This window comes from Enterobacter cloacae complex sp. 370H10, assembly GCF_050031535.1.
Classification (GTDB): Bacteria; Pseudomonadota; Gammaproteobacteria; order Enterobacterales; family Enterobacteriaceae; genus Enterobacter; species Enterobacter intestinihominis.
In genome coordinates this window covers 3,477,181-3,496,684 of sequence record NZ_JBLGWG010000001.1, presented here as the reverse complement: position 1 = coordinate 3,496,684, position 19,504 = coordinate 3,477,181, and the positions used below count along the sequence as shown (strand labels likewise).

The 19,504-nt window shown below is 57.1% G+C and carries 21 protein-coding genes; 14 read left to right on the top strand and 7 right to left on the bottom strand.

Features of this window, described 5'->3' with window-relative positions:
* Positions 1-11: 11 nt before the first annotated feature.
* A complete protein-coding gene (locus ACQG2Q_RS17160; RefSeq protein ID WP_038416512.1) occupies positions 12-434 on the bottom strand; it encodes a DoxX family protein in 423 nt (140 codons plus the stop codon).
* A 172-nt stretch (positions 435-606) separates the two neighbouring features.
* Between ACQG2Q_RS17160 and ACQG2Q_RS17155 the strand changes: the two genes are divergently transcribed.
* Positions 607-1,746 carry a 3-phenylpropionate MFS transporter gene (locus ACQG2Q_RS17155; protein WP_063849987.1) on the top strand — a complete coding sequence of 380 codons (1,140 nt, stop codon included), beginning with the start codon at positions 607-609 and terminating at the stop codon, positions 1,744-1,746.
* Here the strand turns inward: ACQG2Q_RS17155 and csiE are convergent, their stop codons facing one another.
* Positions 1,747-3,024 carry a stationary phase inducible protein CsiE gene (csiE, locus tag ACQG2Q_RS17150; RefSeq protein WP_032623757.1) on the bottom strand — a complete coding sequence of 426 codons (1,278 nt, stop codon included), beginning with the start codon at positions 3,022-3,024 and terminating at the stop codon, positions 1,747-1,749.
* 125 nt (positions 3,025-3,149) lie between these two features.
* Between csiE and ACQG2Q_RS17145 the strand changes: the two genes are divergently transcribed.
* Both ACQG2Q_RS17145 and ACQG2Q_RS17140 read left to right on the top strand, forming a co-directional pair.
* On the top strand, positions 3,150-3,788 hold the full coding sequence (locus ACQG2Q_RS17145; RefSeq protein ID WP_022649022.1) for a DUF1007 family protein: 639 nt from the start codon (positions 3,150-3,152) through the stop codon (positions 3,786-3,788).
* Entirely contained in the window at positions 3,779-4,759 is a 981-nt protein-coding gene (locus ACQG2Q_RS17140) for a nickel/cobalt transporter (protein ID WP_063849989.1), read from the top strand. The genes ACQG2Q_RS17145 and ACQG2Q_RS17140 overlap by 10 nt, the downstream gene beginning before the upstream one ends.
* Before the next feature lie 60 nt (positions 4,760-4,819).
* Here ACQG2Q_RS17140 and suhB read toward each other — a convergent pair whose 3' ends face one another.
* Positions 4,820-5,623: an inositol-1-monophosphatase gene (suhB, locus tag ACQG2Q_RS17135; RefSeq protein ID WP_022649020.1), complete on the bottom strand. Its 804-nt coding sequence runs from the start codon at positions 5,621-5,623 to the stop codon at positions 4,820-4,822.
* 132 nt (positions 5,624-5,755) lie between these two features.
* Between suhB and trmJ the strand changes: the two genes are divergently transcribed.
* The 11 genes from trmJ (at position 5,756) to sseB (ending at position 14,620) form a co-directional block, all read left to right on the top strand.
* Complete coding sequence (gene trmJ, locus ACQG2Q_RS17130) at positions 5,756-6,481, top strand: tRNA (cytosine(32)/uridine(32)-2'-O)-methyltransferase TrmJ (protein WP_063450562.1); 726 nt, start codon at positions 5,756-5,758, stop codon at positions 6,479-6,481.
* Between the two features lie 236 nt (positions 6,482-6,717).
* Positions 6,718-7,209: a Fe-S cluster assembly transcriptional regulator IscR gene (gene iscR, locus ACQG2Q_RS17125; RefSeq protein ID WP_022649018.1), complete on the top strand. Its 492-nt coding sequence runs from the start codon at positions 6,718-6,720 to the stop codon at positions 7,207-7,209.
* Between the two features lie 117 nt (positions 7,210-7,326).
* Positions 7,327-8,541: a cysteine desulfurase gene (gene iscS, locus ACQG2Q_RS17120; RefSeq protein WP_006176692.1), complete on the top strand. Its 1,215-nt coding sequence runs from the start codon at positions 7,327-7,329 to the stop codon at positions 8,539-8,541.
* Positions 8,542-8,565: 24 nt separating this feature from the next.
* On the top strand, positions 8,566-8,952 hold the full coding sequence (iscU, locus tag ACQG2Q_RS17115) for a Fe-S cluster assembly scaffold IscU (protein ID WP_003860661.1): 387 nt from the start codon (positions 8,566-8,568) through the stop codon (positions 8,950-8,952).
* Positions 8,953-8,965: 13 nt separating this feature from the next.
* The gene (gene iscA / locus ACQG2Q_RS17110; RefSeq protein WP_003860659.1) at positions 8,966-9,289 is read left to right on the top strand and encodes an iron-sulfur cluster assembly protein IscA; all 324 of its coding nucleotides are present in this window, start codon (positions 8,966-8,968) and stop codon (positions 9,287-9,289) included.
* A gap of 198 nt (positions 9,290-9,487) precedes the next feature.
* The gene (gene hscB, locus ACQG2Q_RS17105) at positions 9,488-10,003 is read left to right on the top strand and encodes a co-chaperone HscB (RefSeq protein WP_063849990.1); all 516 of its coding nucleotides are present in this window, start codon (positions 9,488-9,490) and stop codon (positions 10,001-10,003) included.
* A 14-nt stretch (positions 10,004-10,017) separates the two neighbouring features.
* Positions 10,018-11,868 carry a Fe-S protein assembly chaperone HscA gene (gene hscA / locus ACQG2Q_RS17100; protein WP_063849992.1) on the top strand — a complete coding sequence of 617 codons (1,851 nt, stop codon included), beginning with the start codon at positions 10,018-10,020 and terminating at the stop codon, positions 11,866-11,868.
* A 1-nt stretch (position 11,869) separates the two neighbouring features.
* Positions 11,870-12,205: an ISC system 2Fe-2S type ferredoxin gene (fdx, locus tag ACQG2Q_RS17095; RefSeq protein WP_003860652.1), complete on the top strand. Its 336-nt coding sequence runs from the start codon at positions 11,870-11,872 to the stop codon at positions 12,203-12,205.
* A gap of 1 nt (position 12,206) precedes the next feature.
* Entirely contained in the window at positions 12,207-12,407 is a 201-nt protein-coding gene (gene iscX, locus ACQG2Q_RS17090) for a Fe-S cluster assembly protein IscX (RefSeq protein ID WP_003860650.1), read from the top strand.
* Between the two features lie 53 nt (positions 12,408-12,460).
* Positions 12,461-13,747 carry an aminopeptidase PepB gene (gene pepB / locus ACQG2Q_RS17085; protein WP_063849994.1) on the top strand — a complete coding sequence of 429 codons (1,287 nt, stop codon included), beginning with the start codon at positions 12,461-12,463 and terminating at the stop codon, positions 13,745-13,747.
* A 96-nt stretch (positions 13,748-13,843) separates the two neighbouring features.
* Positions 13,844-14,620, top strand: a complete 777-nt coding sequence (sseB, locus tag ACQG2Q_RS17080) for an enhanced serine sensitivity protein SseB (RefSeq protein WP_032623766.1) — start codon at positions 13,844-13,846, stop codon at positions 14,618-14,620.
* Between the two features lie 17 nt (positions 14,621-14,637).
* On the opposite strand, the gene ACQG2Q_RS17075 is transcribed toward sseB, so the two are convergent.
* From ACQG2Q_RS17075 to ACQG2Q_RS17060, 4 genes are all read right to left on the bottom strand, one after another.
* Positions 14,638-15,408 (bottom strand): MurR/RpiR family transcriptional regulator, encoded by a 771-nt coding sequence (locus ACQG2Q_RS17075; RefSeq protein ID WP_023306706.1) that lies wholly within the window; start codon positions 15,406-15,408, stop codon positions 14,638-14,640.
* Positions 15,408-16,253 (bottom strand): 3-mercaptopyruvate sulfurtransferase, encoded by an 846-nt coding sequence (sseA, locus tag ACQG2Q_RS17070; protein ID WP_063150680.1) that lies wholly within the window; start codon positions 16,251-16,253, stop codon positions 15,408-15,410. The genes ACQG2Q_RS17075 and sseA overlap by 1 nt, the downstream gene beginning before the upstream one ends.
* A gap of 89 nt (positions 16,254-16,342) precedes the next feature.
* The gene (locus ACQG2Q_RS17065) at positions 16,343-17,710 is read right to left on the bottom strand and encodes a 6-phospho-alpha-glucosidase (RefSeq protein ID WP_022649011.1); all 1,368 of its coding nucleotides are present in this window, start codon (positions 17,708-17,710) and stop codon (positions 16,343-16,345) included.
* Between the two features lie 12 nt (positions 17,711-17,722).
* Complete coding sequence (locus ACQG2Q_RS17060) at positions 17,723-19,267, bottom strand: PTS transporter subunit EIIC (protein WP_063150681.1); 1,545 nt, start codon at positions 19,265-19,267, stop codon at positions 17,723-17,725.
* Between the last annotated feature and the right edge of the window lie 237 nt (positions 19,268-19,504).

The following is a 19,504-nucleotide window of genomic DNA, read 5'->3' as shown; positions in this document are numbered from 1 at the left end:
TTTTTTATGGGCTAACGTCGGTCGAGGGAGATGGCCCCTGGCCCGGTAATCGCCAGCAAAATAAAGGCGCCAGCGATACTCACATTTTTATAGAAGTTAATCATATTTGGCAGGACCGCATCGCCCGTCATATCCCAGTAGTGGTGTCCAATCACCGCCGTTCCCAGCGTATAGAAGACAAAGATCACCGCGAGGGGGCGGGTGAAAAAGCCCAGAACGATCAGAATCGCGGCGGGGATTTCCATTACCACCGCAATAATCGCGGCCAGCATGGGCATGGGGGCGCCGAGCGACGTCATGTACTGAACGGTGCCGCTAAACCCCGTTAGCTTGGGATAACCGAAAATAATAAACAGGACCACGATAGCAATGCGGGCAATTAAAAGCAGGAGAGAACGAGAGGATCCGAAATCGAAATAACGTAAGCTGTTCATGGCAAACGACCTCTTCAGGCGATGTCTTATAAACGTAATACAGTTTTACCGCTCTCGCCATACGCTGTACGGCTGGTGATGATGTTAATTTTTAGTTAATTTATAGCGCGCTAACGACTTGCTAAAGTCAGGGATTAACGCCAGACTATCGCCTCCATTTCGGGAGGGATTCATGGTCTTGCATTCCACGCGCTGGCTGGCGCTCAGCTATTTCACCTATTTCTTTAGTTACGGTATTTTTTTGCCTTTCTGGAGCGTCTGGCTCAAGGGAATTGGTCTGACGCCTGAGACCATCGGCATCCTGCTGGGCGCGGGGCTGGTGGCGCGTTTCCTGGGTAGCCTGCTGATTGCGCCCCGCATCAGCGATCCCTCCTTACTGATTAAAGCGGTGCGAATTCTGGCCCTGCTGACGCTGGTCTTTGCGGCCTGCTTCTGGGTCAGCCACCAGTTTGCCTGGCTGATGGTGGTGATGGTTGGCTTTAATCTGTTCTTCTCCCCGCTGGTGCCGCTGACGGATGCCCTGGCGAACACCTGGCAAAAGCAGATCACCATGGACTATGGCCGCGTGCGTCTGTGGGGATCGATTGCCTTCGTGATCGGCTCTGCGCTGGTCGGGAAACTGGTCAGCCTCTATGACTATCACGCCATTCTGGCCCTGTTAACGCTCGGCATCGCCTCGATGCTGCTCGGTATGTTGCTGCGTCCGTCGGTGATGCCGCAGGGCGAAAGCCGCCATCAGGAGAGCGCTGGCTGGCCCGCCTGGCGCTCGCTGGTGGCGCAAAGCTGGCGTTTCCTGGCCTGCGTCTGTCTGCTTCAGGGGGCGCATGCGGCCTATTACGGCTTCAGCGCCATCTACTGGCAGGGGGCGGGCTACTCGGCTTCTGCGGTAGGCTACCTGTGGTCGCTCGGCGTGGTAGCGGAGGTCATTATCTTCGCGCTGAGCCAAAAACTGTTCCGTCGTTTCGGGGCGCGTGACCTGCTGCTGCTTTCCGCCGTTTGCGGCGTAGCGCGCTGGGGCATCATGGGCTGGACGACGGATCTGCCGTGGCTGATTGTGGCGCAAATTCTGCACTGCGGAACCTTCACTGTCTGCCATTTGGCGGCGATGCGCTATATCGCGGCGCGAGAGGGTGGGGACGTTATTCGTCTTCAGGCAGTCTATTCAGCGGTGGCGATGGGCGGCAGTATTGCGGTGATGACCGTATTTGCCGGTTTCCTCTATCAGCACCTGGGCCACGGTGTGTTCTGGGTGATGGCGCTGGTCGCTTTACCGGCCATCGTCATCCGCCCTAAAGTCGCTGCTCGCACGTAACTAAGATTCGAGCATAACGCGAATATGTTCCTGCTGCTGCGTGTTCAGGGTCTCAACGGCATGAATGAGCGGCGGCGAGAACAGCGGCAGGGCGGTTGGATAAGGCGTAATAACCAGCGCCGCCTCGCGGGGGGCGCCCTCCTTCTTAAACGCTTCCAGGCTAAGATAACGAATATTGAGCGGCAGCAGCGTTAGCTCGCGAAGCTGCTGCTCAATTAATTCCTCGCAGGCTTTATCTTCCCCCGTTAACAGGACCACCTGTTTTTCATGAAGATCGGTTTCCTGCATCAGCCAGGCACCAAAAATCACCGCCACCAGAGCCATCTCTTCACCGGAGAATCGCAGGCCAAATTCGGCTTCCAGCTCAAACAGCGCCTCTTTAGTGGTGCGCAGCAGCCGGGGGTATAGACGGTGGATCTCTTCCGGCAGACTGTTGTCGATGCCGATGTCAAATAAGGAGCGGTCCAGCGCCTGAGCCAGATGAATATACAGCTGATCGGTCAGCCCTTGCTCATCGCTGAAGTTCATCCCGGTTTGCGCCCGGAAACGGGCAATCATACGCACGATGGCCCGACGCAGGCGCTGATCCTGCTGGTGTTTATCCAGTACCGGGTCGGGTGTGCGGAGCATCATAAACAGCAGCGCCAGGAACAGCTGTTCATCACTGTGCGTTCCCTGCGGGACGCGCCGTTTCCAGTGACGGACAATTTCCTGCGCCGTAAAGTATTCCCCTCTCGATTGCGTCCAGCTGCGCTGAACGGGTGAAAACTCCGGCGTATTGCCCAGATGATGCTGAATCAGACAATATTGCAGATAAAGCTGTAAAAACTGTACGTCGCGGGACTCAAACTGGCGCTGAAGCTTGCGCGCGCAAAAGTTGATAAGCGCCCGAAGGTTCGCATCGTCATAAAGCGGGCGGGCAATGCCGTGCTGTTTGAGCGCGGTTTTTAAGGCAGGGGTAAACTGTTGGGCGACAAAATGTGGACACAGCCGAAGCGCCCTGCGCAGCCAGTGCAGCAGGCACAAACGCTGATTCAGGGCGGAGCCCTCAATACGGTAGCAACCGTCATGGTGCGTGACGATATCAAGCCGATGATAGCGCTGGATTTCATCGCGCGTCTCGGCTATATCTTGCCGTGCCAGGACGTCGTCCACGCCGTTGGCAGCGATTATGCTCTGTGCGGTGACGGCAGCATCGGGCAGGTAAAGCATCAAAAGCACCTGGCAACGGCGCTGCGAACTGGAAAGCACAGATGGAATTTCAAGCGTCGTCATCATCTGTCGGGTATCCAGTGTGAATGTTTGATAAGAATAGCTAAAGGATGGGCGCTGAAAAGCGCGCCGGCAGGCCTTTCATTCAGGATTGCTGGCGAACATCACAGAATTTTTGACGTGAGGAATTGATGCAAACAGTTAAACAAAGCGTGACAGCGTTATTTTTGGCGGTTATCACCTCCGCCGCCAGCGCACATCCTCACAGCTTTATCAGCCTGAAAACCGAACTGGTGACGGACGGCACACAGCTCAGCGGCCTGAAGATGCGCTGGACGATGGATGAAATCACCTCCGCCGACCTGCTGTACGATGCCGGAAACGCAAAGCCCGGCGACGAGATCTGGAAAAAGCTGGCGGCGGAAGTCATGGCCAACGTGCTGGGTCAGCACTACTTCACCGAGTTCTGGCACAACGGACAAAAGGTGAAATTTCTTAACCGTCCCACGGAGTACGGTATGACCCGCGACGGCCATCAGGCGGTGCTGACGTTTATCCTTCCGCTGGCGCACCCTCAGCCGCTGGCCGGGCAGAAGTACAGGTTTTCCACGTTTGACCCAACCTACTATGTCGATATGCATTACGCCCAGGACAGCGACGTGCAGTTGCCAGAAATATTGCAAAAAAGCTGCAAAATTGCCGTGCACACGCCGACGCCCAGTGAAGAGACGCTGAACTTTGCCGTTTCCCTTGATAAAGAAGATGCGCCTCCAGAAGACATGGAATTAGGAAAACAGTTTGCGCAGGAGGTGACGTTACAATGTCAGTGATCTCCTCCCCCGTCAGTAAGCCGCGTCGCTGGCTGCACCTCTGGCCTCTGGCGCTCTTTTTGCTGTTAGCGTCTGGCGGCGCGCTCTGGCTGTGGCAGGCATGGCCGCAGGTGATGATGAAAAGTATCCTCTGGCAGCGGGAAGTTAATCAGCAGATGAGCGGGCTGCTGAAAGCCGTGGCGGAAAATCCGTCCAAAGCGGGCGGCTCTCTTCTGGCGTTCAGCTTTATCTATGGCGTGCTGCATGCCCTGGGGCCGGGGCACGGCAAAATCGTCATCACGACCTGGCTTGCCACCCATCCGTCGAAGCTGAAATCGAGTATCGGCCTGACGCTGGCTTCCTCGTTACTTCAGGGCGGTGTGGCAATTGCGCTGGTCGTGGTCGTCCTTTCGCTGCTACAGCTCCCGGCCCGCCAGCTGCATATGAGCAGCTTCTGGCTGGAGAAGGGAAGTTACGCGCTGGTAGGCGTGCTGGGGCTGATCCTCTGCCTGAGGGCGCTGAAAAAATTGCGCGCGTTGCTGCAAAAACCAAAATTCAAAATCTTTACGCCGCATCACGTTCACCATGAAAACTGCGGGTGCGGGCATCAGCATCTGCCGACGCAGGAACAATTACAGAATGGTGACGACTGGCGTGCGCGCCTGATGATTGTTCTCTCAATGGGGATGCGTCCATGCTCGGGCGCAATCATGGTGCTGTTGTTCAGCAAAGTGATAGGTGTATTTGGCTGGGGCATGATCTCGGCGCTGGCGATGGCGGCGGGAACATCTCTGACTCTCTCTTCGTTAGCCTTGCTGGTGCACAGCTTCCGTCAGCTGGCGGTAAAACTCAGCGGCAATAAAACGCCGGTATTGTGGCGACAGGTTGGCTGGACGACGCTTGCGCTGGCGGGCGGGGTGATTCTGCTTGTGGCTGCGGTCACGATGTGGATAAGTGCGGTGCCGGTGGGAAGGGGGTTGCGGCCTTTTTAGCCATACCTGAGGGGTTTGTAGGCCCGGTAAGCGTAGCGCCACCGGGCTTAACAGACTGGATTAACGCTTCAGCGCATCGCTCAGTTCTTCACGCATGTTTGCCAGCATGGCTTTAACAACGCGCGGGTTACCTGCAACGATGTTGCCGGTAGACATATAGTTATGGCCGCCGGTGAAGTCACAAACAATCGCGCCAGCTTCACGTGCGATCAGCTCGCCCGCCGCGAAGTCCCACGGCTTCAGTGACAGCTCAAAGTAACCGTCAACGCGGCCGGTCGCCACGTAGGCCAGATCCAGTGCAGCAGAGCCGGTGCGACGGAAGTCCGCGCATTCGGTGAACAGTTTGCCGAGGATATTCATATAAGTGGTTGCGTGCTGCTTCGCCTTGAACGGGAAGCCGGTCGCCAGAATCGTGCCGTCCAGATCGCGTGCATTGCTGCAGCGCAGACGGTAGCCGTTCAGCTGCGCGCCCTGACCGCGGGTCGCGGTGAACAGTTCGTTACGCATTGGATCGTAAACAACGGCGACTTCAGTGCGGCCTTTGATGCGTACTGCGATAGACACAGAGAAGTGTGGCAGGCGCTTAACGAAGTTGGTGGTGCCATCCAGTGGATCGATAACCCATTGAACATCCTGATCGGTACCTTCATGTTCACCGCTTTCTTCGGTGATGATGGTGTGCTGCGGGTAAGATTTGCGGATCGTTTCGATAATAATCGCTTCGGCGGCTTTATCGACGTTAGTCACGAAATCATTGCTGCCTTTCTGGCTGGTTTCTACGGAGTCTGGGGTTTCGTAGTGTTTGGCAATTACATTACCCGCCTTGCGCGCTGCGCGCACGGCGATGGTCAGCATCGGATGCATCGGTCTCTCTCACTGGATGTTAAAGAACAGGAAAATCGGCGCAGAGTATAGCAGCGGGATCGGATTATGTCTCTCGTTTATGATAATATGCCCGAATATTCTTCAGACACTGAATCCAGACATCTAAAAATTATGCTGCAAAACATTCGAATCGTGCTGGTCGAAACATCGCACACCGGCAACATGGGCTCTGTGGCCCGCGCTATGAAAACCATGGGCTTAACGAACCTGTGGCTGGTTAATCCGCTGGTGAAACCAGACTCTCAGGCTATTGCGCTGGCGGCCGGCGCCAGCGACGTGATCGGGAATGCACAGATTGTGGACACCCTGGACGAAGCCCTGGCCGGTTGCAGTCTGGTGGTGGGGACCAGCGCGCGCTCCCGTACGCTGCCGTGGCCGATGCTGGACCCGCGCGAATGCGGCCTGAAAAGCGTCTCAGAAGCGGAGCAGGCACCGGTTGCGCTGGTGTTTGGTCGTGAACGCGTTGGCCTGACCAACGAGGAACTACAGAAGTGTCACTACCACGTGGCGATTGCCGCCAACCCGGAATACAGCTCGCTTAACCTGGCGATGGCGGTGCAGGTAATCGCCTACGAAGTGCGCATGGCATGGCTGGCGACGCAGGAGAAACAGGTCGAACCTAAAGAAGAGACGGCCTACCCGCTGGTGGACGATCTTGAGCGCTTCTACGGCCACCTGGAGCAGACGCTGCTCTCTACTGGCTTTATCCGCGAAGGTCACCCGGGACAGGTGATGAACAAGCTGCGCCGTATGTTCACCCGCGCGCGTCCGGAAAGCCAGGAGCTGAACATCCTGCGCGGGATCCTGGCGTCTATTGAGCAGAAGAATAAAGAGTAGTGCAGTGTGTTCGCCGGGTGGCGCTGCGCTTACCCGGCCTACAAAGCCCGTAGGCCCGTGCAAGCGCAGCGCCGCCGGGCAAAAAATACGGCACAGAAGGTTAAATACCTGACTAAAACAGTCAAGTAAATAGTTGACCAATTTAGTCAGGAATGTCAGACTTGGCCCTGCTATGCAATACCCCCATTTTACAATAAAAAACCCCGGGCAGGGGCGAGTTTGAGGTTAAGTAAGACATGAGACTGACATCTAAAGGGCGTTATGCCGTGACCGCGATGCTGGACGTTGCGCTCAACTCCGAAGCGGGCCCGGTTCCGTTGGCTGATATTTCTGAACGACAGGGGATCTCCCTCTCTTATCTGGAACAGCTGTTCTCCAGACTGCGTAAAAATGGACTGGTGTCCAGCGTTCGTGGCCCGGGCGGCGGTTATCTGCTGGGTAAAGACGCGGGCAGTATTGCGGTTGGCGAAGTGATTAGCGCAGTTGACGAATCCGTTGACGCGACCCGTTGCCAGGGCAAAGGCGGCTGTCAGGGCGGCGATAAATGCCTGACCCACGCGCTGTGGCGCGATCTGAGCGACCGTCTGACCGGCTTCCTGAATAACATCACCCTGGGTGAGCTGGTTAATAACCAGGAAGTTCTGGATGTTTCTGGTCGTCAGCACAGTCAGGATTCACAACGCAGCACCCGCTCGCAGGACGCCATCGACGTTAAACTGCGCGCGTAATTAAAAAGATAAGTATTCAGAATCAGGCCGGGGTGGTCACACCCCGCGTACTCGGTCGTACATCCAGCCGGTTGCCTGATTCCTTGCATTGAAGCGATGTACGGAGTTTATAGAGCAATGAAATTACCGATTTATCTCGACTACTCCGCAACCACGCCGGTGGACCCGCGTGTTGCCGAGAAAATGATGCAGTGTCTGACCCTGGACGGAAACTTTGGTAACCCAGCTTCCCGTTCACACCGTTTTGGCTGGCATGCTGAAGAGGCGGTTGATATCGCCCGTAATCAGATTGCTGACCTGGTCGGTGCCGACCCGCGTGAAATTGTTTTCACCTCCGGTGCGACCGAATCCGACAACCTGGCGATCAAAGGTGCAGCCAACTTTTATCAGAAAAAAGGCAAGCACATCATCACCAGCAAAACCGAACACAAAGCCGTGCTGGACACCTGCCGTCAGCTGGAGCGTGAAGGGTTCGAAGTGACTTACCTGGCGCCGCAGAGCAACGGGATCATCGACCTGAAAGAGCTCGAAGCGGCGATGCGTGATGACACCATTCTGGTTTCCATCATGCACGTTAACAACGAAATCGGTGTTGTGCAGGACATCGCCACCATCGGCGAAATGTGCCGTGCGCGCGGCATCATCTACCACGTGGATGCGACCCAGAGCGTGGGCAAACTGCCTATCGACCTGAGCCAGCTGAAAGTGGACCTGATGTCCTTCTCCGGTCACAAAATCTATGGCCCTAAGGGCATCGGCGCGCTGTACGTTCGTCGCAAGCCACGTATCCGCATCGAAGCACAGATGCACGGCGGCGGTCACGAGCGCGGCATGCGTTCCGGTACGCTGCCTGTTCACCAGATTGTGGGCATGGGCGAAGCGTATCGCATCGCGAAAGAAGAGATGGAAAGCGAGATGGCACGCCTGCGTACGCTGCGTAACCGTCTGTGGGACGGCGTGAAGGATATGGAAGAAGTCTATCTGAACGGCGATCTCGAGCAGGGCGCGCCCAACATCCTCAACGTCAGCTTCAACTATGTTGAAGGCGAGTCGCTGATCATGGCGCTGAAAGACCTGGCCGTTTCTTCCGGTTCTGCCTGTACGTCTGCAAGCCTGGAGCCATCCTACGTGCTGCGTGCGCTGGGCATGACTGACGAGCTGGCGCACAGCTCTATCCGTTTCTCTTTAGGTCGTTTCACTACCGAAGAAGAGATTGACTACACCATCAAACTGGTTCGTAACTCCATCGGCCGTCTGCGCGACCTTTCTCCACTGTGGGAAATGTTCAAGCAGGGCGTGGATCTGAACAGCATTGAATGGTCACATCACTAATCGGTACATAAGGAGAATTCAATCATGGCATACAGCGAAAAAGTTATCGATCATTACGAGAACCCGCGCAACGTTGGCTCTTTTGACAACAGCGACGAATCTGTCGGTAGCGGTATGGTTGGCGCGCCAGCGTGTGGCGACGTGATGAAGTTGCAGATTAAAGTCAACAATGAAGGTATCATTGAAGACGCGCGCTTCAAGACCTACGGCTGCGGTTCTGCTATCGCCTCCAGCTCCCTGGTCACCGAGTGGGTGAAGGGCAAGTCTCTGGACGAAGCACAGGCAATCAAAAACACGGACATTGCTGAAGAACTCGAACTGCCGCCGGTGAAAATTCACTGTTCAATTCTGGCAGAAGACGCGATCAAAGCCGCCATTGCGGATTACAAAAGCAAACGTGAAGCAAAATAATTGAGGTTTGAGTATGTCGATTACCCTTAGCGACAGCGCTGCCGCGCGAGTAAGCTCTTTTCTGGCGAACCGTGGTAAAGGCTTTGGCCTGCGACTGGGCGTACGTACCTCCGGCTGTTCTGGTATGGCTTACGTACTGGAGTTTGTTGACGAACCGGCGTCTGATGACACCGTGTTTGAAGACAAGGGCGTGAAGGTGGTGGTCGATGGCAAAAGCCTGCAATTTCTCAACGGCACTCAGCTGGACTTTGTAAAAGAAGGCCTGAACGAAGGGTTCAAATTTACGAACCCGAACGTCAAAGACGAGTGTGGTTGCGGCGAAAGCTTCCACGTTTAACCGCGTTCCGCTGTTATACCGATTAATTCGTGTTGCAGAAAGGCGGCAAGCGAGTGAATCCCCGGGAGCTTACTTAAGTAAGTGACTGGGGTGAACGAGCGCAGACAACGCATCTGCAGCGCGAAGTAAGAAGGTATAACCCCACCGTGGCTGTGCTACGCGTGGGGTTTGTTCTAACAGGCTACCCCTGAGATTGTTATGGATTACTTCACTCTCTTCGCACTACCCGCTCAATACCCGATTGATCTCCAGGCGCTGACGATCCGTTTTCAGGATCTCCAGCGTCAGTACCATCCGGATAAATTCGCCAGCGGGACGCAGGCAGAGCAGCTGGCTGCGGTATCACACTCCGCAACCATCAACCAGGCCTGGCAAACGCTGCGTCATCCGCTGGCGCGTGCAGAATATCTGCTCTCGCTCCACGGTTTTGATCTGGCGAGCGAACAGCATACCGTGCGCGACACCGCGTTTCTGATGGAGCAGCTGGAGCTTCGCGAAGAGCTGGATGAAATTGAACAGGCTAAAGACGAAGCGCGTCTGGAACGTTTTCTCCAGCGCGTAAAGGGCATGTTCGATACCCGCCATCAGCAGATGGTTGAGCAACTGAACAACGAGACCTGGGACGTGGCGGCAGACACTGTGCGCAAACTCCGTTTTCTCGATAAACTGCGAAGCAGTGCTGAACAACTCGAAGAAAAGCTGCTCGATTTTTAATTTCGGAAGCAATTATGGCCTTATTACAAATTAGTGAGCCAGGCTTTAGCGCCGCACCGCACCAGCGTCGTCTGGCGGTCGGTATTGACCTGGGCACCACCAATTCTCTCGTGGCGACCGTGCGTAGCGGCCAGGCGGAAACGCTGGCTGACGAGCAGGGCCGCCATCTGCTGCCTTCCGTGGTCCACTACCAGCAGCAGGGTCACGCTGTCGGCTTTGATGCCCGCGCCAATGCCGCGCGCGATCCGGCTAACACCATCAGCTCGGTTAAGCGCATGATGGGCCGCTCGCTGGCGGATATCCAGACCCGTTATCCGCATCTGCCGTACCAGTTACAGGCCAGCGAAAACGGCCTGCCGATGATTGCGACATCTGCCGGTCTGCTGAACCCGATTCGTGTTTCCGCTGACATCCTCAAAGCGCTGGCGGCGCGCGCGACGGCGACGCTCGGTGGCGATCTGGACGGCGTGGTAATCACCGTTCCGGCCTACTTCGACGATGCACAACGTCAGGGCACCAAAGACGCCGCGCGTCTGGCGGGCCTGCACGTGCTGCGTCTGCTGAACGAACCGACAGCGGCAGCCATTGCCTACGGCCTCGATTCCGGTCAGGAAGGGGTGATTGCGGTTTACGATCTCGGCGGCGGGACGTTTGATATCTCTATCCTGCGCTTAAGCCGCGGTGTGTTCGAAGTGCTGGCCACCGGCGGGGATTCCGCGCTCGGCGGCGATGACTTCGACCATCTGCTGGCGGACTACATCCGCGAGCAGGCGGGCATCAGCGATCGCAGCGATGCGCGCGTCCAGCGTGAACTGCTGGATGCGGCCATCGACGCCAAAATCGCCCTGAGCGATGCGCAGTCCGTCAGCGTGAACGTCGCAGGCTGGCAGGGTGAGATCACCCGCGACCAGTTCAGCGAACTGATTTCGCCTCTGGTTAAGCGTACCCTGCTGGCCTGCCGTCGCGCATTGAAAGATGCGGGCGTTGAGGCTAACGAGGTGCTGGAAGTGGTCATGGTTGGCGGCTCAACCCGCGTGCCGCTGGTACGTGAGCGCGTAGGGGAATTCTTTGGCCGCACGCCGCTGACCTCTATCGACCCGGACAAAGTGGTTGCCGTGGGTGCCGCTATCCAGGCCGATATCCTGGTCGGCAACAAGCCGGACAGCGAAATGCTGCTGCTGGACGTCATCCCGCTGTCTCTGGGTTTAGAAACCATGGGCGGCCTGGTGGAGAAAGTCATTCCCCGTAACACCACCATTCCGGTGGCGCGCGCGCAGGAGTTCACCACCTTCAAAGACGGCCAGACCGCGATGTCCATCCACGTGATGCAGGGCGAGCGCGAGCTGGTGCAGGACTGCCGCTCTCTGGCGCGCTTTGCGCTGCGCGGAATTCCGGCGCTGCCGGCGGGCGGGGCGCATATTCGCGTCACCTTCCAGGTGGATGCGGACGGCCTGCTGAGCGTGACGGCGATGGAAAAATCCACCGGCGTGGAATCGTCTATCCAGGTGAAGCCGTCCTACGGCCTGACCGATGGCGAAATCGCCTCCATGATTCAGGACTCAATGAGCTACGCCGAGCAGGATGTGAAGGCGCGTATGCTGGCGGAACAAAAAGTGGAAGCCGCACGCGTGCTGGAGAGCCTGAACGGCGCGCTTGCTGCCGATGCCGCGCTGTTAAGCGCCGCTGAGCGCCAGGTAATTGACGACGCTGCTGCGCGCTTAAGCGCCGTGGCCGAAGGCAATGACGCTGACGCAATAGAAGAAGCCATTAAAAACGTTGATAAACAAACCCAGGACTTCGCTGCTCGCCGCATGGACAAATCTGTCCGCGTCGCGCTGAAAGGCCAGTCCGTGGACGAGGTTTAATATGCCAAAGATTGTTATTTTGCCTCATGCGGACCTCTGTCCGGATGGCGCTGTTCTGGAAGCGAAGACCGGTGAAACCATTCTCGATGTAGCCCTGCGTGCAGGTATCGAAGTGGAACACGCCTGTGAAAAATCCTGTGCCTGCACCACCTGCCACTGCATCGTGCGTGAAGGTTTTGATTCTCTCGCCGAGAGCACCGAAGACGAAGACGACATGCTGGATAAAGCATGGGGTCTGGAGCCAGACAGCCGCTTAAGCTGCCAGGCCGCGGTGACCGATGAAGATCTGGTCGTGGAATTCCCACGCTACACCATCAACCACGCACGCGAGCATTAATATGGGACTGAAGTGGACTGACAGCCGTGAAATCGGCGAAGCGCTCTACGACGCGAACCCGGATCTCGATCCGAAGACCGTACGATTCACCGACATGCATCAGTGGATCTGCGATTTAGAGGATTTTGACGACGATCCAAACGCATCCAATGAAAAAATTCTGGAGGCGATTCTGTTAGTCTGGTTAGATGAAGCAGAGTAAATCACTTAACGGGCTGCCTTCAGGCGGCCCGTTTGCTAATAAGGACAAATAAAATGACCGAAGCGATGAAGATTACGCTCTCCACGCAGCCAGCCGACGCACGCTGGGGCGAGAAAGCCACCTGGAGCATCAATAACGACGGTATTACCCTGCACCTGACGGGTAACGATGATTTGGGCCTGATCCAGCGCGCCGCGCGTAAAATTGACGGCCTGGGCATTAAGCATGTCACTCTGGCTGGCGAAGGCTGGGATACAGACCGCAGCTGGGCTTTCTGGGCGGGTTACAAAGGCCCGAAAGGCACCCGTAAAATTGAGTGGGCGAACCTCGATGAAGCCGGTCAGAAAGAGCTGGAAAGCCGCCTGAAAATTATCGACTGGGTGCGCGACACCATCAACGCCCCGGCGGAAGAGTTGGGGCCTGAGCAGCTGGCGCAGCGCGCGGTTGACCTGCTGTGCGGCGTGGCGGACGACAAGATGTCCTACCGCATCACCAAAGGTGAAGACCTGCGCGAACAAAATTACATGGGTATCCACACCGTGGGTCGTGGCTCCGAGCGTCCTCCGGTCCTGCTGGCGCTGGATTACAACCCAACCGGCGATAAAGAAGCGCCGGTCTTTGCCTGTCTGGTCGGGAAAGGTATCACCTTCGATACCGGCGGTTACAGCCTGAAGCAGAGCGCGTTCATGGACTCCATGAAGTCCGACATGGGCGGCGCGGCGACCATTACCGGCGCGCTGGCGTTCGCCATCACCCGTGGTCTGAACAAACGCGTGAAGCTCTACCTGTGCTGCGCGGATAACATGGTGAGTGGCAATGCCTTCAAGCTGGGCGACATCATTCGCTACCGCAACGGTAAAAATGTTGAGGTGATGAACACCGATGCCGAAGGCCGTCTGGTGCTGGCCGATGGCCTGATCGACGCCTCTGCGCAGAAGCCGGAGCTGATTATCGACATGGCGACCCTGACCGGCGCGGCGAAAACTGCCCTTGGCAACGATTACCATGCGCTGTTCAGCTTCGACGACAAGCTGGCCGCTCGCCTGCTGGCCAGCGCGGCGGCGGAAAACGAGCTGTTCTGGCGTCTGCCGCTGGCCGAGTTCCACCGCAGCCAGCTGCCGTCTAACTTCGCCGAGCTGAACAACACCGCGAGCGCGGCGTACCCGGCGGGAGCCAGCACAGCAGCAGGCTTCCTGTCTCACTTCGTTGAGAACTACCATGAAGGCTGGCTGCACATTGACTGCTCCGCAACCTACCGTAAAGCGGCGGTTGAGCAGTGGTCCGCAGGCGCAACCGGTCTGGGTGTGCGTACCGTGGCGAACCTGCTGACGGCTGAGTGATCTTTTTTGCCGGGTGGCGCTACGCTTACCCGGCCTACAAAACCCGTAGGCCCGTGCAAGCGTTGCGCCGCCGGGCAATTGTGAAGTAGCCAAACTATGTCAGAAACCAAAAACGAATTAGAAACCCTGCTGGAGCAGGCGGCGACCGAGCCCGCCCACCGTCCGGCCTTTTTCCGCACGCTGCTGGAATCCACCGTCTGGGTGCCGGGCACCGCCGCGGAAGGGGAGCAGGTTGTCGAAGACAGCGCGCTGGATCTGCTGCACTGGGAGAAAGACGACGGCACGTCGGTGATCCCGTTCTTTACCTCGCTCGAGGCCTTGCAGGAAGCGGTAGAAGACGAACAGGCGTTCGTGGTGATGCCGGTGCGCACGCTGTTCGAAATGACCCTGGGGCAGACGCTGTTCCTCAACGCCAAACTGCCGACAGGGAAAGAGTTCACTCCGCGTGAAATCAGCCATCTGATTGGTGACGAGGGCAACCCGCTCAGCACCCAGGAGGTGCTGGAAGGGGGCGAAACGCTGCTACTGTCTGAAGTGGCCGAGCCGCCCGCGCAGATGATTGACTCCCTGACCACGCTGTTTAAAACCATCAAGCCGGTAAAACGCGCGTTCCTCTGCTCCATCAAAGAGAGCGCTGACGAAAAGCCTGTTCTGCTGATTGGAATTGAGGCCGATGGCGATATCGACGAGATCATCCAGGCGGCGGGAAGCGTAGCGACCGACACGCTCCCGGGCGATGAGCCGATTGATATCTGTCAGGTGAAGAAAGGTGAGCAGGGCATCAGCCACTTTATTACCGAGCACATCACTCCGTTCTACGAGCGTCGCTGGGGCGGCTTCCTGCGCGATCTCAAGACCAACCGCATTATCTGATTACGGCGGGGTGACCTTCACCCCGTTGCTTCCAGCAACAGTAAATCCATCAGCAGCACCAGATTCGACTCAAACGACGTCACCCCTGCGGCTTCGGCGGCGAAATGTACCGCTTCGTCATAGAGGGCAAAATGCACGTCGGCCATACCTGCCAGCGTATTGGCCGACGCGCGGGTAAACGCGACGATCGTCATGCCGACGTTTTTGGCGATCCGCGCTTTATCCAGCACCTGCTCCGTTTCGCCGCTGCGCGAAACGGCAATAAATACCTGATAGCGTGCGGCGTTGCTGAGAAAAATATTCCGGCTGTCCCCCGGTCCGGAGATGAACGCGGTTTTTCCCAGCACCTGCAACTTCTTGGTCAGGTACTCGGCAAAAAGATATGAAAACCCGGCGCCGTAGAGAAAGAAGCTCTCTTTCTGGCGCAGCAGGCTGGCAAACTGCTGGCGTTTGTCCTGGGTAACCCACTGGAAGGTCTGCTGATAGTTGGCAATAAACCGGGCAAAAAGCGCGGGCATTTCTGCATGTTGCGCAGACTGTACGGTGATATGCGGCGTGTCAGAAAGCAGCTGCTTGCAGTGCCAGATAAACTCGCTAAAGCCGCTGAAGCCCAGCTTCTGGCACAGCCGCATAATCGTCGCGGTGGAGACAAATGTCGCCAGCGCCAGCTCGCGCACCGTGATATTGCCCACCAGCAGCGGATGCTCAGTGAGGTGGGCGAGGACGCGATACTCCGCGCGGGTCAGTGACGACCCGCGTGTTAACAGCGTTGCCAGGCGGTTATCCATTATTTCGCCGGTTCTACCGGCAGATCGTCCCGTGCACCCCATTCACTCCAGGCACCGTCATACAGCGTCACGTCATTCGCGCCAAGGGTTGCCAGCGCCAGGATCACCACGCAGGCCGTCACGCCGGAGCCGCAGCTGGCAATAACCGGACGATGCAAATCCACGCCCTGACGTTCAAAAATGGCACGCAATTCATCGGTGGTTTTCAGCTCGCCTTCAAACACCAGATCGCCCCAGGGCACGTTCAGCGCCCCCGGGATATGTCCGCGCTTCAGCCCCGGACGCGGCTCATCCGCTTCAGCGTTGAAGCGTGGAGCGGGACGCGCATCGACGATTTGGGCCGTGTTTTCGTGGCTCACGACCAGAACGTCGGTCAGGCGTTTCACCACGTGTGCGTCGAACGTGGCATCGAATTCGCCTTCCGGCAGCGTCACGTCGCCCTGCTGAAGCGGCAGCTCGTCGCGCTTCCAGCCCGCAAGCCCGCCCGCCAGAATCGACACTTTTTCCACGCCGAAGTTTTTGAGCATCCACCACGCCCGCGGGGCGGAGAAGAGGTTACCCTCATCGTAAACAACGAGGTGTTTGTCTTTGCTGATGCCGAGCTCGCGCATCGCCACGGAAAACGCTTCCGGACGAGGCAGCATGTGCGGCAGGGGAGAGGTTTGATCGGAGAGGGCTTCGATATCGAAAAAAACCGCGCCAGGCAGGTGCCCTGCGCGATATTCAGCGGGAACGTCACGATGCTCCTGGCCCGGAGGGGCCATGCGCGCGTCGATAATCTGAACTTCCGGGTCGTCGCCGTGCTCAATCAGCCAGTCGGCGGCGACAAAATATGAGGTGGACATGGTTGCCTCCATTCTTTTCCGTAAAAAAGGATTGTCGGTGTTTTTTCTGACACCGACAAGTTAACCACGTTCAACTCGCGAGCAAGCCCCTATTTTTTCACCGCTTCACCGTCCTGCCATGCCTTTTGCAGCGCTGGCCAGTAGTCGCGGTTGGCTTCGATCATCTCATCCAGAATCGCTTTCGCGTGCTCCATGGTCGGCACGGTGCGGTTCAGGGTAAACGCCTGCAACGCTTTCTCGTAGCTGCCTTCGATGGTTGCCTCCACCAGCAGCTGTTCAGAAGCGAGCTGCTGTTGCAGGAGCGTCTGGTGGAACAACGGCACCTGACCCACGCGGACAGGCTCCGGCCCTTCGGAGGTGATATAGGCGGGTACTTCCACCACCGCATCGTACGGCAGATTGGTAATCGCCCCGCGGTTTTCCACCATCACCAGATGACGTTGGCGCAGGTTGAATGCCAGCGAGCAGGCGACATCGACGATAAATTCGCCGTGAACACCTACGTGGAAGGCGTCCGGTAAGATCCCGCTGCGCTGGTACTCTTCGGCGGCGGCAAACAGCTTTTTCTCACGTCCGTTCATCACTTCGTTGGCACGGGTATAGTCCGGGTTCTGATGCTCCACAATCTGGTTCGGCATCAGGTAGTACTGTAGATACGGGTTCGGCAGGTACTCCGGGAAGTTATCCATAATCGGCTTGATGTTGCGCCAGGTTTTCACCCATGACGGATCCGAGTGCTGCGGGTCGGTTTTGGCCGCGTCTTCCGTCAGCAGGCCAAACTTCGCGATATGTTTACGCAGCTCCGGCAGCTTGTCCTCGCCGTCCACCAGCACGCGGGTAAACCAGCCGAAATGGTTGAGGCCAAAATAGTCCACCTCCAGTTTATGACGGTCCACGCCCAGAATGGCGCCCATATTGCGCATCGCGGCGACAGGCATATCGCAGATGTTCAGCACGCGTGCGTTGGGGCGCAGGCGACGCACGCCCTCAGCGACGATCGCCGCCGGGTTGGAGTAGTTCACGATCCACGCCTTTTCGTGCGCGTAGCGTTCCACCCTATCGATCAGCTCTACCATCGGCAGGATCGTACGCAGGCCATATGCCAGCCCGCCGGGTCCGCAGGTTTCCTGGCCGACCACCCCGTGGCGCAGCGGAATTTTTTCATCCTGCTCGCGCATTTTGTACTGTCCGACGCGCATCTGAGCAAAAACAAAATGCGCACCGCTGAAGGCCACCTCCGGATCGCTGGTGACCGTGAATTTGATGCTCTGGCTGTGGTCGCGAATGACCTTTTCCACCACGGGCGCAATGGTGTTCTGGCGCGCCTCGTCGATGTCATACAGGCGAATCTCTGCCAGGGGGAAATCGTGCAGGCGTACCATCAGGCTTTTCACTATACCTGGCGTGTAGGTGCTGCCGCCGCCAGCAATCGACAGAATGAATGGGGGTGTTAACATCTTTAGCTCCTTTCAGAGAAACGTCTCAACGGCTTCTCGCATTTTTTTGACATGCAGCCCGTAGACCACCTGAACGTTGTTACCTTGTTTGATAATCCCTTTCGCGCCGGTCGCTTTCAGGCGCGGTTCGTCGATGATGGCGACGTCCTTCACCGTGACGCGTAAGCGGGTGTAGCAGTTATCAACCACCTGAATGTTTTCCCGACCGCCCAGACCGACGACGATCGATTCGCCCAGCCCGTCATTATTTCCCTTCGCCTGGTATTCCTGTTTGCTGTAGAGGCGCGTCTCCCGATCGTCATCTTCACGACCGGGCGTTTTCATGTTGAAACGCAGGATCAGGAAGCGGAACACCACGAAATAAAGGGCGAACATGATCAGCCCGACCACGATGTACATGGGCCAGTTGGACTTTTCCGTGCCGAGCGGCAGGTTGTAGAGGATAAAATCGATAATTCCGTTGGCGCCGATGGCGTGAACGCCAAACAGGGTGAACAGCATCATGCCAATGCCGGTCAGCACCGCATGCACCACGAACAACAGCGGGGCGACAAACAGGAAAGAGAACTCGATCGGCTCGGTTACGCCGACCAGCAGCGAGGTCAGCGCCGCCGGGATCAGAATCGCTTTCGCAATCGCTTTACGCTCTGGCTTCGCGGTCATGTACATCGCCAGCGCGGCGGCAGGAAGGCCGAACATCTTGCTGATGCCGCGCGCATCCCACACCACGGTACTGCTGAGCTGCTTCACGTCCGGGCAGGCCATCTCGGCGAAGTAGATATTGCGCGCGCCCTGATAGGTTGCGCCACACACCTCCTGCGTACCGCCCAGTTCGGTATACAGGAACGGCGTATAGACCAGATGATGCAGGCCCGTCGGCACCAGAATGCGTTCAAGGAAACCGTAGATCGCCACGCCAAACGGACCGGACCCTTTGATCGCCAGCGCCAGAGCGCTTATTCCATGCTGTGCGTACGGCCAGAGTTCGCTCATGACCACGCCGAGCAGCATAGAAACTGGCAACATCACAATCGCGACAAAGCAGTGGCCGGAGTATATCGCCATCGCGCCGTTAAACTGGACACCGGAATATTTGTTGTACAGATAACCGGAGAGCGCCCCGGTCAGGATCCCGGCGAAAACGCCCATCTCCAGCACCTGGACGCCCAGAACCATGCTTTGTCCGGCGGCTTTCATCTGCTCTGCAGGGGCCAGTTCTCCCTGAAGCTGTAACGTCACGTTCATGGCATTGATAAACACGATAAAAGTCACCAGCCCAATCAGCGCCGCGTAGCCTTTGTCTCGGGTTGCCAGGCCAATGGGGATCCCGACGGCAAACACCAGCGCCAGGTTGACCAGCACCGACACGGCAGATTTGGCGATCAGCTGGCCGACACTTTGGATCAGCGGATGGCCGAGAAACGGCAGGTACTCGGCCAGATTGCCGTTACCCAGCACATTCCCAAAGGCGATAAACAGACCGACGATAGGTAAGATAAGTACAGGTCCGTAAAGTGATTTTCCGAAATTTTGTAGGGCGTTCACGGCTCGTTTCATGGCTTTCTCTCTTATTGAACCGCGCACTCGGGGTGCGTCATGGTCATAAAACTAGCAGGCATGATGCGAGCTTATCCAGCTATCTTCTTGTTTTAAAAACAAATGACGCGAAAGGTAACATGTTACGTTACGCTGTGTGATCGCGGTTCCACCCTCGCATGCGAGTACGATGCCATTCTGCGAGGCGCTTTCCAGATTATAAAATTGGACTTTTTGTATTAACGAAACTTGCGGATA